General features: G+C 66.6%; 12 protein-coding genes. 2 read left to right on the top strand and 10 right to left on the bottom strand.

Annotated elements, in window-relative coordinates; all coding sequences use genetic code 11:
- Nucleotides 1–115: 115 nt before the first annotated feature.
- The 6 genes from ACQR1H_RS12745 to ACQR1H_RS12720 form a co-directional block, all read right to left on the bottom strand.
- Nucleotides 116–913, bottom strand: a complete 798-nt coding sequence (locus tag ACQR1H_RS12745) for an MBL fold metallo-hydrolase (RefSeq protein ID WP_316178740.1) — start codon at nt 911–913, stop codon at nt 116–118.
- Nucleotides 910–1,701 carry a TatD family hydrolase gene (locus ACQR1H_RS12740; RefSeq protein ID WP_434907619.1) on the bottom strand — a complete coding sequence of 264 codons (792 nt, stop codon included), beginning with the start codon at nt 1,699–1,701 and terminating at the stop codon, nt 910–912. The genes ACQR1H_RS12745 and ACQR1H_RS12740 overlap by 4 nt, the downstream gene beginning before the upstream one ends.
- Complete coding sequence (gene metG, locus ACQR1H_RS12735; protein ID WP_434907618.1) at nt 1,701–3,758, bottom strand: methionine--tRNA ligase; 2,058 nt, start codon at nt 3,756–3,758, stop codon at nt 1,701–1,703. The genes ACQR1H_RS12740 and metG overlap by 1 nt, the downstream gene beginning before the upstream one ends.
- 69 nt (nt 3,759–3,827) lie before the next feature.
- Nucleotides 3,828–4,868, bottom strand: a complete 1,041-nt coding sequence (locus ACQR1H_RS12730; protein WP_434907617.1) for a DNA polymerase III subunit delta' — start codon at nt 4,866–4,868, stop codon at nt 3,828–3,830.
- Nucleotides 4,865–5,545 carry a dTMP kinase gene (gene tmk / locus ACQR1H_RS12725; RefSeq protein WP_315799977.1) on the bottom strand — a complete coding sequence of 227 codons (681 nt, stop codon included), beginning with the start codon at nt 5,543–5,545 and terminating at the stop codon, nt 4,865–4,867. Before tmk ends, ACQR1H_RS12730 begins: the two co-directional genes overlap by 4 nt.
- Before the next feature lie 4 nt (nt 5,546–5,549).
- Nucleotides 5,550–6,809: a D-alanyl-D-alanine carboxypeptidase family protein gene (locus ACQR1H_RS12720; protein ID WP_316178747.1), complete on the bottom strand. Its 1,260-nt coding sequence runs from the start codon at nt 6,807–6,809 to the stop codon at nt 5,550–5,552.
- A 176-nt stretch (nt 6,810–6,985) separates the two neighbouring features.
- Here ACQR1H_RS12720 and ACQR1H_RS12715 point away from each other — a divergent pair, with 176 nt between their 5' ends.
- On the top strand, nt 6,986–7,939 hold the full coding sequence (locus ACQR1H_RS12715; protein ID WP_434907616.1) for an alpha/beta fold hydrolase: 954 nt from the start codon (nt 6,986–6,988) through the stop codon (nt 7,937–7,939).
- Here the strand turns inward: ACQR1H_RS12715 and ACQR1H_RS12710 are convergent.
- The 4 genes from ACQR1H_RS12710 to ACQR1H_RS12695 form a co-directional block, all read right to left on the bottom strand.
- Nucleotides 7,936–8,451, bottom strand: coding sequence for a GNAT family N-acetyltransferase (locus ACQR1H_RS12710; protein ID WP_316215807.1), 516 nt, complete (start codon nt 8,449–8,451; stop codon nt 7,936–7,938). The two genes, ACQR1H_RS12715 and ACQR1H_RS12710, sit on opposite strands and share 4 nt — an antisense overlap.
- Nucleotides 8,452–8,467: 16 nt before the next feature.
- Complete coding sequence (locus ACQR1H_RS12705; protein WP_434872793.1) at nt 8,468–9,016, bottom strand: phage tail protein; 549 nt, start codon at nt 9,014–9,016, stop codon at nt 8,468–8,470.
- A 49-nt stretch (nt 9,017–9,065) separates the two neighbouring features.
- The gene (locus ACQR1H_RS12700; RefSeq protein ID WP_316178755.1) at nt 9,066–9,593 is read right to left on the bottom strand and encodes a phage tail protein; all 528 of its coding nucleotides are present in this window, start codon (nt 9,591–9,593) and stop codon (nt 9,066–9,068) included.
- Nucleotides 9,594–9,684: 91 nt separating this feature from the next.
- Nucleotides 9,685–10,227: a phage tail protein gene (locus tag ACQR1H_RS12695; protein ID WP_434907615.1), complete on the bottom strand. Its 543-nt coding sequence runs from the start codon at nt 10,225–10,227 to the stop codon at nt 9,685–9,687.
- A 491-nt stretch (nt 10,228–10,718) separates the two neighbouring features.
- On the opposite strand from ACQR1H_RS12695, the gene ACQR1H_RS12690 reads away from it, so the two are divergent.
- Nucleotides 10,719–15,380: a beta strand repeat-containing protein gene (locus tag ACQR1H_RS12690; RefSeq protein ID WP_434907614.1), complete on the top strand. Its 4,662-nt coding sequence runs from the start codon at nt 10,719–10,721 to the stop codon at nt 15,378–15,380.
- Nucleotides 15,381–15,488 lie beyond the last annotated feature (108 nt).

Genomic DNA, 15,488 nt, shown 5'->3' with positions numbered 1-15,488 from the left:
GCCCCTGCCCGTCATTGCGAGCGAAGCGAAGCAATCCAGAGTCATTGCTATAACTCTGGATTGCTTCGTCGCCTTCGGCTCCACGCAATGACGGCCTTAGCCGGCCAACGAACAATCAGCCGACCTCCAGCCGCATGCCATCATACGCCGGCACCACACCGGCCGGCAGGCTCTGGCGCAGCACCTCGTAGTCGAGATCGGCGGTCATGTTGGTGATGACGGCGCGTCGGGGCTTGAAGCGCTCGATCCAGGCCAGCGCGTCGTTGACCGAGAAATGGCTCGGGTGTGACGCCGGGCGCAGGCCGTCGACAATCCAGAGGTCGAGATCCTCCAGTGCGCCCCAGCTCTCCTCTGGGATGTCGTTGAGGTCAGGCGTGTAGGCGGCATTGCCGATGCGGTAGCCGAGCGCGGGGATGTTGCCGTGCTGGACGAGGAACGCGGTCAGCCTCAGCTCGCCGCCCTTGCCTTCCACCGCCTGGGTCTCGCCGGCCTCGATCGCGTGCTGGGTCAGGATCGGCGGATAGTCGCTTCCCGGTGGCGAGATGAAGCAATAGGAGAACCGGTGCATGATGTCCTTGGCGGTCGACTGGTTCAAATAGACCGGAATCCGCCGCCGCTGATGCATGACCACCGAGCGCAGGTCGTCGATGCCGTGGGTCTGGTCGGCGTGCTCATGCGTCAGGAACACCGCGTCGATGTGGTCGACATTGGTATCGATCAGTTGTTCGCGTAGATCCGGCGAGGTGTCGATCACGACGCGCGTCACGCCGTGCGCGGCGCGGCGCTCCACCAGCAGCGAGCAGCGCCTGCGGCGGTTCTTCGGGTTGTTGGGATCGCAGGCGCCCCATCCCAGCGCCGGGCGCGGGACGCCGGCCGAGGAGCCGCAGCCGAGAATGGTGAGCGTCAGCGTCATGCAGCCTCCTTTGGCCGCGGCACCTTGGAGAAGAGCTTGAAGAAGGTCTCGGTGGTCTGGCGCGAGAATTCCTCGAGCGAGACGCCGCGGGTCTCCGCCAGCACCTTCGCGGTCTCCACGACATAGGCCGGCTCGTTGCGCTTGCCCCGGAACTTGCCGGGCGCGAGATACGGCGCATCGGTCTCGACCATGATGCGGTCGGCGGGCACCTCGGCGGCGAGCGCGCGCAAGGCCTCGGACTTCTTGAACGTCACGATGCCCGTGAACGAGATGTGCAGTCCGAGATCGATCGCCTTCATCGCCAGCTCGCGTCCGCCGGTGTAGCAATGCAGCACGGCGTTGAAAGGTCCGCGCGCCATCTCCTCCTCGAGGATGCGGCCGCACTGCGCGTCGGCCTCGCGGGTGTGGATGACGAGCGGCAGGCCAGTGTCGCGGGCGGCCGCGATATGCGCGCGGAACCCGCGCTCCTGGGCGTCCTTCGAGCCGTGATCGTAGAAATTGTCGAGCCCGGCCTCGCCGAGCGCGACCACCTTGGGATGGCGAGTCAGCGCAATCAGCTCCGCGGCCGGAATGCCGTCCTCCTCGTCCGCGTTGTGCGGATGGGTGCCGACCGAGCAGAACACGTTCTCGAACCGCTCGGCGATCGCGAGCAACTCGGGCAAGCGCCGCACCCGCGTCGAGATCGTCACCATCCGGCCGACGCCCGCGGCGGCGGCGCGCGCGACGATGCCATCCAGATCCTCGGCGAAATCCGGAAAATCCAGATGGCAATGGCTGTCGACCAGCATCACGCCGCCGTCGGCTCGATGTAGCGCGGGAACACCGCCTGTGGCGCTGGCAGCTGCGTGCCCGCAGCAATCCGGAGCTCTCCGCCAAGCCGCGCGAACGTTCGCTCGTCCTCGGGAATGCCGAGGCTGTCGAGCAGCTTTGCCGACGCGGCCGGCATCACCGGCTGGGTCAGGATCGCGACCTGACGGATCACCTCGGCGGTGACGTAGAGCACGGTGTGCTGGCGCGCCGGATCGGTCTTGGCCAGCGCCCAGGGCGCCTCGCCCGCGAAATAGCGGTTGGCCTCGGCCACGACCGACCACACGGCGTTGAGCCATTGGTGGATCTGCTGCGTCGCCATGGCTTTGCGCGCCGCGCCGATCATCGCGTCGGCCTCGGCCAGAATCGCCTTGTCATTGGCCGAGAACTCTCCGGGCTCCGGCAGCACGCCGCCGAGCTGTTTCGAGATCATCGACAGCGAGCGCTGTGCGAGATTGCCGAGGTCGTTGGCGAGATCGGCGTTGATGCGCGCGACGATCGCCTCGTGATTGTAGTTACCGTCCTGGCCGAATGGCACCTCGCGCAGGAAGAAGTAGCGGAGCTGGTCGACGCCATACTGGTCGGCGAGATTGAACGGATCGACGACGTTGCCGACCGACTTCGACATCTTCTCGCCCCTGTTGAACAGGAAGCCGTGGGCATAGACCCGCTTCGGCACAGGGACGCCGGCCGACAGCAGGAACGCCGGCCAGTACACCGCATGGAAGCGGATGATGTCCTTGCCGATGACGTGGACGTCGGCCGGCCAATACTTCCAGTTCGGATCCCTCTCGTCGGGAAAGCCGACGCCGGTGATGTAGTTGGTGAGCGCGTCGACCCAGACATACATCACGTGCTCGTCGTCGTGGGGCACGCGGACGCCCCAGTCGAACGTGGTGCGCGAGATCGAGAGGTCCTTCAGACCGCCCTTGACGAAGCTGATGATCTCGTTGCGCCGCGCATCCGGCCCGATGAAATCCGGCTGGCTCTCATAGAGCGCGAGCAGCCTGTCCTGATAGGCCGACAGGCGGAAGAAATAGCTCTTCTCCTCGACCCACTCCACCGGCGTGCCCTGCGGTCCGCGGCGGACATTGTCCTCGCCGACGACGGTCTCGTCCTCGGCGTAATAGGCCTCGTCGCGCACCGAGTACCACCCCGCATAGGTGTCGGCGTAGATGTCGCCGTTCTCGCGCATGCGAGTCCAGATCGCCTGCACCGAGTTGTGATGCGCGGGCTCGGTGGTGCGGATGAAGCGGTCGAACGAGACGTTCAGCCGCTCGTCCATCTCGCGGAAGCGGCCGGCATTGCGGGTCGCGAGCTCCGACGGCGTCAGGCCCTCGTTCTGCGCGGTCTGCACCATCTTCAGGCCGTGCTCGTCGGTGCCGGTGAGGAAGAAGACGTCCTTGCCGTCGAGCCGCGCAAAGCGTGCGATGGCGTCGGTCGCGATCGCCTCATAGGCGTGGCCGATATGTGGGTTGCCGTTGGGATAGGCGATCGCCGTCGTGACGTAGAAGGTGTTCTTGTCGACCGGAGGTGCGGCGACCTGCGCTACGATCTCGTCGATTTCGACGACGACAGCGGCCTCGACCTTCGGCTTGCGCGGCGCCTTCGGCTTGGCGGCGCGCGGCGGCTTCGGGGCTTCAACGATGGCCGGCGCGACCTTCTTCGGTGCGGCCGGCTGTTTCGGAGCGGCGGGCTTCCTCGCTGCCGCAGGCTTGGCGGCGGTCTTCTTGGCCGGCGGTGTGGCGGGCTTTGCCACGGCCTTCCTGGCTGGCGCCTTCACAGCTTTCTTGACCGCTTTCTTGGCGGCGCTCTTCGAAGCTTTCTTGGCCGCGGTCGCCGCCGGAGCTTTGCTGTTGGCTTTCGCGGGGGCCGTCTTGGATGTGGCGGTCTTTTTCTTGGCGTCCTTGTCCTTCGCCGCCTTCGCCTTGGCCGCGCTGACCTTGCCCTTCGCGGGCGCGTTGCGGGCAGCCTTCTTCGCGCTGCTCTTGCTCGCGGGCTTGCCCTTTTTCACGGTTGTCTTGCTGGCCTTGGCCACGGCAGATTCCTCTTTGACGACGTCGGTCGACGGATTGATCCTGATGATCCCGGGATGATGGTCGCGCGGTTACCGCGTGGCTTCGGCAAGCATCCCGAACACCGAGAAAACCAGCGGTTTTCGTTCCAGATTATAGGATTCGGTGTCGCGCGCGGCGCGGACGATCTTTTCCCATACCTCCGCCAGCCGTGCAAGGCGCGGCAGTTCCGCGTTGGCATCGCCAGCGCGCAGCCGCTCCGCCACCCAGCGCTCGATGCTGTCGAGGAAGCTCGCCAGCGCGACGCGGTCGCTGGTGCCGAGCGCATCACCCAGGGCATGCAGCTCGCCGGCGTCGATTCGCGGCAGGCTCGCGAGCAGCGCCGCGGTCCGGGTCTGCAGCTGCAGCCCGTCGCCGCCCAGCAGCATCAGGGTGCGCGCGACGCTGCCCTCGGAGGCCCTGGCCGCCTCGCGCAGCGCCGGCTCGGCTACGTTCATGCCGGTGGCCTCGGCCGCGGCGCTGATGACGTCGTCGGTCGCCAAGGCCCGCAGCGCCAGCCGGCGGCAGCGCGATTTGATGGTGGCCAGCACCCGCGCCGGCGCGTGGCTGACCAGCAGGAACAGCGACTGCTGCGGCGGCTCCTCGAGGATCTTCAGCAGCGCGTTGGCGGCGTTGGGATTGAGCTCGTCGACGGTGTCGACGATGCAGACCCGCCAGCCCTCGACCGCCGCCGTCGAGCCGAAGAACGAGATCGTCTCGCGGGTTTCGTCCACGGTGATGACGGTGCGCAGCACGCCCTTGTCGTTGGCCGAGCGCTCCAAGGTGAGCAGCCCGCCATGGGCCTCGGAGGCGATCAGCCGGGCCACGTGATCATCCGGGTCCACGTACAGCGAGCCGGCGGTACGTACCGCGTCCGACGCAGGATCACGGTGGGTCAGCACGAAGCGCGCCATGCGGTAGGCCAAGGTGGCCTTGCCGATGCCTTGCGGGCCGCCGATCAGCCAGGCATGCGCCATCCGGCCGCTGCGATAGGCTGACAGCAGCGCGGCCTCGGCCTCGCGATGGCCGAACAAGGCGCTGGTCTCGCGGGGATGGCGGACCGCGATCTCCGGCTCGACCTTGCGTGCGCTCATGAGGCGGCCGCCACTTCCGCGAACAGCCGCTCGCGCACGGCGTCCCAAACGAGTTGCGAGACCGTATCCGCGCTCGCCGTGGCGTCGACCAGCACGCAGCGCCGGGGATCCTCGGCGGCGATCTTGTGAAAGGCGTCGCGCAGCCCCTTGTGGAACTTGATGTCCTCGCCTTCGAACCGGTCCGGCGCGCCGCTGCCGCGCCGCGCCGCGGCGCGCTGCAGGCCGACCTCGACGGGCACGTCGAGGATCAGCGTCAGGTCCGGCTTGAGGTCGCCGATCGTGACCCGCTGCATCGCATTGAGCACATCGGGCGCGACCTTGCCCTGGCTGCCCTGGTAGGCCCGGGTCGAATCGAAGAAGCGATCGCACAACACCCAGCTTCCCTGGTTCAGCGCCGGGAGAATCACGTTGCGCACATGGTCGTCGCGTGCGGCGGCGAACAGCAGCGTCTCGGCCTCCGGCCCCAGCAGCTTGCCCATGCCCGACAGCACGAGGTGGCGCATGATCTCCGCGCCCGGCGATCCCCCGGGCTCGCGGGTCAGGACGACGCGCACACCCTCCTTCTGCAGACGGTCCGCCAACATCTTGATCTGCGTGGATTTTCCGGCGCCCTCGCCACCCTCGAAGGTGACGAATCGGCCGCGGCCCGGACCACGTTTCAAAGCTGAATCCGCCATGTCTCTAGAGCTTCTCGGCCCCGGCGCGGAACATCCCGATCACGAGCTCGCTGACCCCATCGATCGCACGCCGCATCGTGGATCCCCTGCCCACCGCCTCCGCAGCATAGACAGGGGCCTCCATGGCGATATTGGGGCCGCGCCAGACCCTGACAACCCCGACCTTCTGCCCGGGCTCGATGGGAGCCCTGACCGGGCCACTGTAGATGATGCGGGCGATCAGCTTGTCGCCGCCATTCTTCTGCACCATGACCTTGACCGGCACCGGGCTCGACAGCTTGACCGAGCGGCTCTCGCCGCCGAACACCTTGGCGTAGCCGATCGGCTGCTCCGCCGCGAACAGGGTGCGGGTCTCGAAATTGCGGAAGCCCCATTCCAGCATCTTCTTGGCCTCGGTGGCGCGGTCCTCGGAGTCCTCCAGGCCATTGACGACCACGATCAGCCGGGTGCCGTTCTGCACGGCCGAGCCGACCATGCCGTAGCCGCCTTCCTTGGTGTAGCCGGTCTTGAGGCCGTCGGCGCCCTCCATCGCGTTCAGCAGCGGGTTGCGGTTCTGCTGCCGGATCTTGTTCCAGGTGAATTCCTTCTCGCCGAAGATCTTATAGAACTCCGGGAAATCCAGGATGATGTGCCGGGCGAGCATGGCGAGCTCGCGCACCGTCATCTTGTTGCCGGGATCCGGCAGCCCGTTGGAATTGGCGAAGGTCGATCTGGTGAGGCCGAGCTCGCGCGCCCGCTTGGTCATGTAGTCGGCGGCGAAGATCTTCTCGTTGCCGGCCATGCCCTCGGCGAGCGCAATGCAGGCGTCGTTGCCGCTCTGGATGATCGCGCCGTGCAGGAGGTCGCTCACCGACACCTTGCTGTTGAGCGCGGCGAACATCGTCGAGGTGCCGGAGGGCGCCCCGCCCCGGCGCCAGGCGTTCTCGCTGATGCGGTATTCGTCGTTGAGCTTGATCGTGCCGTCCTTGACCGCGTTGAAGACCACCTCGGCGGTCATCAGCTTCATCATGCTGGAAGGCGCCCGCAGCTCGTCCGCATTCTTCTCGAACAGCACGCTGCCGCTGTTGGCCTCCACCAGGATCGCGGTCGGCGCATCGCCGTCGAAGCCGCCATCCTCCTTGCGCGCGCCCTGGACGCTCTGGTTGGCGGCGTAGAGCACGCCGCTCCAGCCGACGGCGAACGCCGCGGCCAAGGCGATGAGCGCACGCGTCACCCGTCCGGACGTGAAACCGGAGCGACGCGGCGGTAAGGTCATGACATTCATCGGCTAAGCTCTGGAGCGCACTGGGATTCTAGCAGTTGCGGGGGGCGCAAACAACTCGGCAATCCCGCGAATCCAAGCGCTGTCCCGCGATTTGCGCAGCCCTTCGGCCGGTGCGATACCTCCAGGGCCGACAATCAAGGCGGCCAATCAAAAGCGAGCGATCGAGGGTGGAAACGGTGTCATCGACGCGGACCATCAAGGTCAACGGAATCGAGCTGTTCGTGCGCGAACAGGGCGAAGGCCCGCTTGTCGTGCTGTGCCACGGCTGGCCCGAACTGTCCTATTCGTGGCGGCACCAGATCGTGGCGCTGGCCGAGGCCGGCTATCGGGTGGTCGCGCCCGACATGCGCGGGTTCGGCCGCTCGCAGGCGCCAGCAGACATCGCCGCCTACTCGATCTTCGACACCGTCGGCGACATGGTGGCACTGGTCGAGGCGCTCGGCGAGGACACCGCCGTCATCATCGGCCACGACTGGGGCGCGCCGGTCGCCTGGCATGCGGCGCTGTTCCGGCCGGACATGTTCACGGCCGTCGCCGGCTTGAGCGTCCCGCCGCCGTTTCGCGGCCGCAGCCTCCCCCTTGAGACGTTCCACGCCGGCGGCATCGAGAATTTCTACTGGCAGTATTTTCAGACGCCCGGCGTCGCCGAAGCCGAGCTCGAGCGCGACGTCGCGCTGACGATGCGCACGATGCTGGCGCGTGGCTTCTCCGACCCGCAGTCGCTGTTCGTCGCGCCGGACAAGGGCTTCCTCGGTGCGGCGAACCCCGCCCTGCCTCGGCCGGCGTGGCTGAGCGAAGCAGACCTCGCCGAGTTCATCGCAGCCTATCGCACCTCCGGCTTTCGCGGTGGCCTGAACTGGTATCGCAACATCGACCGCAACTGGGAGCTGACCGCGCCATGGCAGGACGCCCAGATCCGCCAGCCGTCGCTGTTCATCGCGGGCAGCGCGGACGCGGTGGTGACGGGGCTGATCGGCGCCAAGCGCGTTCAGGACATGGCGCGCGTGCTGCCGGATCTCCGGCGCAAGCTGATCATCGACGGCGCCGGCCACTGGATCCAGCAGGAATGCGCCGCCGAGGTGAACGCGGCGCTGATCGCGTTCCTGCGCGAGGTGGCTCCGGCTCGTTAGCGCGCGAGCGGCAGCTCCATCATGCGATGCGACGCTGTCGCGTTGTCCGCCACGTCGCGGAAGCCCAGTCGGACGTAGAACCTTATCGCGTCGTCATTCGTGGTTGCGACCGCGAGCGAAAGCACCGCGGCGCCCTGCTCCCGTGCGGCGGTGGCGACCGCCTGCATGATCTCGCGCCCGACACCCGCGTTGCGCGCGCCAGGCAGCAGCGCGAGATCCACCACGTGCCATTGTGACGCCGCGCGGTCGAGCAGCAGCCGCCCGACCGGCGCGGCGTCGCGGAGAATGATCAGCGACTGCGCCGCCGGACACTGCGCCGCATGGCTTGCGAGCTGGGCGCGATACTGCTGCGCCAGCACGAGATCGAGCATCGCCGGCGGCAGACCGGCCGCGGCGAGCTGCGCACCTTTGACGAAACCAAAGAGGTCACGCAGGAACGGCTCGTCGGCGGTCTCGGCCGGCCGCAGCCGCAAGCGAACGTCCGGTGAGACGACGTCGATCCCGAGCGTCACTCCGAGCCTGCTCGGCTCAGGAGTTGTTGAATGACGGGAAGATGCCCGCATAGCAGATGCACCAGATCAGCGCCTGGGTCGGCTGCATGTTGTCGTGCGGAATGCTCTGCCCGTTCGATGTGACCGCATTGACCGCCAGCGTCGTATTGCCCGGCGGCGCCAGGAACCCGTTGAAGCTGGGATCGATCGCCACGATGCCCACGCCCGTCCCCGGCCCTGGCGTGGCATTCGCGGCCGCCTTGCTGCCGAGCTGCAGCGTGTGGGCATGCGCGGGCATCTCGGCCGTGGTCAGAAAGGCGGTGCTGGTCCCCATCGCCTCACCGATGACGCGCGGCTGCAGACCGGGGCCGTCGCCCTGCCCGTTGGTGATCGCGCCGCTCAGATTCGGCAGGGCGAAATTGGTGGTGCCGTTGCCGCCGTAATAGGTGCCGATCAGCGCGAACAACGGCGTATACCGCTGGATCGGAAGCAACTGGCCGAAGCACGGCAGCCACGCGCTGTTGAAGCCGTCGGCTGCAAAGGTGAACGGAAAGGCCTGGATTTCGCCGACGAAGGGGTCTGACACGACGTCTCTCCTGAGGAATGCGCAATAGAGCCGATCGAACGCGAAGGCGTCAGCCCGGCGACGGGAAGATGCCGTTGATGCAGATGCAGTAATTGCCGACGACGGTCGGCATGATGTTGTTGTGAGCGACGCCCTGCCCCGACGGCCCGACGCAGGCCGCCATCACTTCGTAGGTCCCGGCGTCAGCACTGGGCGCGTAGAGATTGCCCGCTGTCGCGGTTCCCAGGAGGGTACTGGTCCCCGGCTGTGCCGTGTCGGCGACGGTGGTCGACGCCAACAAAGCGTGGCTGTGCGTGGGCATCTCGGTCGTGATCAAGGTGTGCTCGTCCTCACCGTCCAGTTGCCCCAGCAGATAGGATGCGCCGCCGGGCGGCGTGCCCTGCCCGATCGGAACGCGGCCGCGCAGGTCCGGCAGATTGAAGGTCTGGACCCCGTCGCCACCAAACGTCGTCCCGATGACCGCATAGAGCGCATCATAGTTGGCGATGGACAATGCGCTTCCGTCGCAGGCGAGCCAGCCATCCGGTATGCGCGGAAAGCCAAACAGCCTGATCTCGCCGAGAAATGGGTCTGACATCCCGACATCCTTTCAAGTGCGGTGGGCGCCGCGAAGCGGGCGCGATGCGGCGGATTGCGACGATGGTGAGAAACGTGAGCGCCGAGCCGTCTCAGTTGCGCGAAGGGAAAACCCCATTCAGGGCGATCAGATAATTGATCACGAGGTAGGGCTGCATGTTGTTGTGGGGCTGCCCGCCGCCGATGTCGACGATGTTGGTGCTGAGCGACAGCGGCACCGCGTTCGTCCCGGCGGTGGTGAAGATCAGCTTGGGATTGTCTGGCGGGAGCTTGTTTGTCGCGAACACGTTGTTGGTCGCCGACGCTCCACGCCCAGTACCGTCGTTGCTGGACGCCTGGATCTGGTGATTATGGGTCGGCATCTGCGCCGTCGTGAGCGTCACCGTGGTCTCGCCGCTGACCGTGCCAGCGGGAAACTGGCCGCTGCCGCCGGTCGAGCCGAGGATAGCCCGTCCGCGAAGATCAGGCAGTGCGAACGTCGTGATACCATTGCCGCCGTAATAGGTGCCGAGCAGGGAGAACAATGCCTGGTTCGTCTGGATCGCCAACAGCGCGCCGTTGCAGAACGCCCACCCCCTCGGTGGCTGGCTTCCAGCAAATGGCATGATTTGCCCGAGCACAGGCGTAACCGGCATGCGTTCCTCCAAATGATTTTGTGCAATTCAACCAGACAACAAAGCGCGTCACGACGAAACGCAGACAACCGACGCGTCCCGTATTCGCCATGTGCAATTCGAAAGTGTCATGCATCCGACGGGAACAGTCAAGCATGAACCCGCAGAGGATGTGGGGGCGTTTCGCGAGACCTGCCCCGAATCAGCACGCGGAAAGGTCGCAGTGTTGCGGGCGCGCAACTAACTTCGAGAAAGGCCGCGCTAGTGCAGCGGTTCCGTGCATCACTGGCTTGCGGCACAGGGGAAACAAAGCTTAATCAACGGTAAGTTTTCGGTAATCTTTATTGCAGTCGCAGAATATTTGGGACCGCGGCCGAGGTCGACCCGCGGTCGCGGGGAAGCGCAGGGGCAAGGTGCAGCTTTTCGCGATCATCATTGGCGCGTGGAAGACGTCGTTCCAGCGGTTTCTGACTCGCTGGTCGTCGGCCGTCAGCAACGTAAGAACGTTGGCGGTGACGACCTTTGTCGTTCTCGCGGCCATGGGCGCGTCGATCTCATCGGCGCAGGCGGTCTGCGATCTGACCGTCAATTCGACCACCGGGGCCACGATCACATTCAATTCCGTGTCACAGGTCTATCACCTGTGTCTCACCGTGGTTGGCACTCCCAACACCGGAGACGATGCCGTTGTCTACGGCTTGTACTCCGTATCCGGCACGAATGCGAACACCCAGCTGCCCATCGCCGGCACGAGCTCGAGTGCTTATTCCGACTACAGCCCGACGACGAGCAAAGCCAATTACACGCTGCATCCAAGCAGTGGAAACGACAATGGGCAGAGTGCGAATACTGGTCAGGCTCAGATCAACATCACTCTGAACAGCCTGACGGGCGGCGGCCAGGATACGATCACGCTGTTTTATGCGTCAGACTGTAGCGACTTTCTCGTAACCTGCTCAGGCTCCGGAACGGCGCTCACCTCTTGGACCATCACCGTCAACCTGCCCGGCCCCACCGCGACCCAGGCCATCGCGTCGAAAGCGCTGACCGTCAACACCGCGACGACCTCGTTCACGCCGGTCACCGGATCCGGCGGCACCGCGCCGCTCGGCTATGGCATCGTGCCGTCGCTGCCGACCGGTCTTTCGTTCAACACGTCCACGGGTGCGATCACCGGCACGCCCACGATCACCAGCACCGCGACCACCTATACGGTCACCGTCACCGATGCCAACAGCGCCACCGCCAGCAACACGTTCAGCCTGACGGTCAACGGCGCGGTCACGGCGACGCAGGCGGTCGCCTCGAAGACGCTGACGCAGAACCACGCGACGACCTCGTTCACACCGGTCACCGGCGGCGGCGGCACGACGCCCTACACCTTTAGCATCTTGCCGTCGCTGCCCTCCGGTCTCTCGCTCAATACGTCGACCGGCGCGATCACGGGCACGCCGACGGCCACGAGCGGATCGACGACGTACACGGTCACCGTCACGGACGCGAACAGCGCGACGGCCTCGAACACGTTCAGTCTCGCCGTCAATGCGGCCGTGACCGCGACCCAGTCGGTCGCATCGAAGATATTGACGCAGAATGCGGCTGCGACCTCCTTCACGCCCGTGACCGGCGGCAACGGCACCCCGCCGCTCACCTACGGCGTGTCGCCGGCGCTGCCCTCGGGCCTCACGCTCGACACCAACACCGGCGCGATCACTGGCACGCCGACCGTGAGCAGCGGTGCAACCACCTATACGGTCACCGTCACCGACGCCAACAGCGCCACGGCCAGCAATACCTTCAGCCTCACGGTGAATACCGCCGTTACCGCGACGCAGTCGGTGAGCTCGGCCACCGTCACCGTGAACACGGCCATCACGACATTCACGCCGGTCACCGGCGGCGGCGGCACGACGCCGCGGACCTATGCGATCGCGCCGACCTTGCCGACCGGTCTCAGCTTCAACACCAGCACCGGCCAGGTCAGCGGCACGCCGACCGTGACCAGCAGCACGACCACCTACACGGTGACCGTGACGGATGCCAACAACGGTACCGCCAGCAACACCTTCCAATTGACCGTCAACGGTCCGGTGAGCGCGACCCAGGCCATTGCGTCCAAGGCGCTGACACAGAATACAGCAGCGACCTCGTTCACGCCGGTCACCGGATCGGGCGGCACGCCGCCGCTCTCCTACTCCGTTGCACCCGCGCTGCCGACGGGCCTGACGCTCAACACCTCCACCGGCGCGATCACGGGCACGCCGACGGCGACCAGCGGCGCCACGACCTACACGGTCACGGTGACGGATGCCAACAGTGCCACGGCCAGCAACACGTTCAGCCTGACGGTGAACAGCGCGGTGACCGCAACGCAGGCCATCGCCTCTCGGACGTTTACCGCCAACCAGGCGATCACCGCCTTCACGCCGGTCACGGGCGGCGGCGGCACGGGCGCATTGTCTTATTCAATCTCGCCGAGTCTGCCCGCCGGGCTGAGCATCAACACTTCCACCGGCGCGATCTCGGGCACGCCCTCGACCAGCGCGGCGACGGCGACCTACACCGTGACCGTCACCGACACCAACAACGGGACCGCGACGAACACCTTCAGCCTGACCGTCAACGGCGCCGTCAGCGCGACGCAGTCGATTCCGGCGAAGTCCCTGACCGTCAATGTCGCCGCGACATCCTTCACCCCGGTGACCGGGGGCGGCGGCACCTCGCCGCTCACCTATGGCATCGCACCGGCGCTGCCCGCCGGCCTCAGCTTCAACACCTCGACGGGTGCCATCACGGGCACACCGACCGCGATCAGCACCGCCGCCACCTATACGGTCACGGTGAGCGACGCCAACAGCGCCAGCGCCAGCAACACGTTCAGCCTCACGATCAATGGCGCGGTGACCGCGACGCAGGCCATCGCGTCCAAAGGCCTGACCGTGAATACACCGGTGGCGTCCTTCACGCCGGTGACCGGCGCCGGGGGCACGTCGCCGCTGAGCTATGGCATCGCGCCGGCGCTGCCCGCGGGTCTCACCTTCAATACGTCCTCGGGCGCGATCACCGGCACGCCGACCGCGACCAGCGGCGCCACCACCTATACGGTCACGGTGACCGACGCCAACAGTGCCACGGCGACCAATACGTTCAGCCTGGCGGTCAACGGCGCCGTCAGCGCGACGCAGGCGATCGCCGCGACGACGCTGACCGCGAACCACGCCGTCACGCCGTTCACGCCGGTCACGGGCGGCGGCGGCACCGCGCCGCTCGCCTATTCCGTCGCGCCGACGCTCCCGGCCGGACTGTCTCTCAATACGGCCAACGGCAGCATTTCCGGAACGCCCACGGTGACCATTGCGGCGACGACCTTCACCGTGACCGTGACCGACGCCGCCAACGCGACCGCAAGCAACACATTCAGCCTGACCATCAATGGTGCGGTGACGGCGTCGACGGCCGTGCCGTCCAGCTCGCTGCCGATCAACCAGGCTGTGACGCCATTCACGCCTGTGACGGGCTCGGGTGGTACGGGCGCGCTGGTCTTTGCCGTTTCGCCGGCCCTGCCGGCCGGCCTCAGCTTCAACACGACCAATGGCCAGATCACCGGCACGCCGACGGCGCCGGCGGCAATGACCACGTATACCGTGACCGTGACCGACACCAACAGTGCCTCGGCCAATGCCACCTTCAATCTGTCGGTAGGCCAGCTGGTCACGACGGTCGCGCTGACCTCGTCGCAGAATCCGAGCCAGTTCGGCCAGCCCGTGACGTTCACGGCCACCGTTTCAGCGTCGGGCGGCACGCCGACCGGCACGGTCACCTTCAACGACAACGGCTCGCCGATCGGCACGGTGACACTGGCTGGAGGCGTCGCGACCTTCGCCACCTCGACGCTCGCCGTCGGCAGCCACACGGTCACCGCAAGCTATGCCGGCAGCGCGCTGTTTACCGCGAGCACATCGCCTGCCCTCGCCCAGACCGTCAACGTGCCCGTCGACAGTGTGCGGCTGCGCTCGCTGCAGCAGACGGTCAGCAAGCTGGTGGCACAGAATTCCGGCCAGGCGATCTCCGGCGCGATCGATGACGCCATCGCCGACGGGTTCAATGATGGCGGTTCGTTCCTGACGCCGGGCAATGCGCGCATGCGCTTCAATTTCTCGGCCGATCCGCGCGATCAGGACGAGCCGGCGCCGACCTCGGACCGTGCTGCGGCCGGCGGCAGCGACGCCTATTCCTCCATGCTGCCCGGTGCGTCGCAGCCGCGCGGCCGCAGCCGCGGGCGAATCGATGATGCCTTCGCGGCCATCGACCGGGGCGACAAGAAGCAGGCCGCGCCAAGATGGCACGAGCAGAAGGAATGGCTGCTGTGGGCTGATGTCCGCGGCACCGGTGTCGATCGCTTCGGCACGACCAACAATGGCGGCATCACCCAGGCCAACCAGGTCTCGCTGTACGGCCAGCAGCTCAACGCGATGATGGGGCTGACCTACCGGGCGACGCCGAGCTTCCTGGTCGGCGTGCTCGGCGGCTACGAGACATTCAGCTACACCCAGCAGGAGATTAACGGAAAGCTGAAGGGCGACGGCTGGACCACCGGCGCCTATCTCGGCTGGAAGATCGTCCCCACCCTGCGCTTCGACGCCGCCGTCGCCTATTCCGGCATCGGCTATGACGGCAGCGCGGGGACGGCCCAGGGCAATTTCAGCGGTCAGCGCTGGATGCTGTCGACCGGCCTGACCGGCAGCTACAAATTGGCCGGCGTGGTGCTCGAGCCCTCGACCAAGGTCTATGCGCTGTGGGAGCATCAGAACGCCTACACCGACTCGCTGGGCACGCGGCAGGGGACGAATGATTTCGCCAGCGGCCGCGCCTCCGGCGGCCTGCGTGCCGCCTACCCTGTCGCCTGGCTCGACAGCGGCGTTCTGCTGACGCCGTTCCTCGGCATGTATGGCGACTACTACTTCAACAAGGAGGACGCCAACACGCTCGCCGCCGGCGCGCTCGCCTCGACGCCGCTGCTGCAGGGCTGGTCGGCCCGGTTCACCGGCGGGCTCGGCATCCAGACGGAGGGTGGTGCCGGCGTCGGCCTCGGTGCCGAGTATGGCGGGATCGGCGGCAACACCCGGGTCTGGACCTTCTCGGCCAGGGCGCGCGTGCCATTCACCGCCCGATAGGCCCCTCCCGGCAGGACTTTTCCCAACAGGACTTTTCCCAACAGGACTTTTCGCAACAGGTCTTTTCGCAAAAGGTCTTGGCGGCTCGGTCGAATCGAAACCGCCCCG

Origin of the sequence: Bradyrhizobium sp. HKCCYLRH2015 (assembly GCF_051168215.1) — a bacterium.
Taxonomy (GTDB): domain Bacteria; phylum Pseudomonadota; class Alphaproteobacteria; order Rhizobiales; family Xanthobacteraceae; genus Bradyrhizobium.
This window is presented reverse-complemented; position numbering and strand designations above follow the sequence as displayed.

What these genes read in the sequence shown, in the direction of transcription:
- ACQR1H_RS12730 (WP_434907617.1), bottom strand. Translation starts at nt 4,868, where the DNA reads ATGAGCGCACGCAAGGTCGAGCCGGAGATCGCGGTCCGCCATCCCCGC.
- tmk (WP_315799977.1), bottom strand. Translation starts at nt 5,545, where the DNA reads ATGGCGGATTCAGCTTTGAAACGTGGTCCGGGCCGCGGCCGATTCGTC.
- ACQR1H_RS12695 (WP_434907615.1), bottom strand. Translation starts at nt 10,227, where the DNA reads ATGCCGGTTACGCCTGTGCTCGGGCAAATCATGCCATTTGCTGGAAGC.
- ACQR1H_RS12720 (WP_316178747.1), bottom strand. Translation starts at nt 6,809, where the DNA reads ATGAATGTCATGACCTTACCGCCGCGTCGCTCCGGTTTCACGTCCGGA.
- ACQR1H_RS12745 (WP_316178740.1), bottom strand. Translation starts at nt 913, where the DNA reads ATGACGCTGACGCTCACCATTCTCGGCTGCGGCTCCTCGGCCGGCGTC.
- ACQR1H_RS12700 (WP_316178755.1), bottom strand. Translation starts at nt 9,593, where the DNA reads ATGTCAGACCCATTTCTCGGCGAGATCAGGCTGTTTGGCTTTCCGCGC.
- ACQR1H_RS12740 (WP_434907619.1), bottom strand. Translation starts at nt 1,701, where the DNA reads ATGCTGGTCGACAGCCATTGCCATCTGGATTTTCCGGATTTCGCCGAG.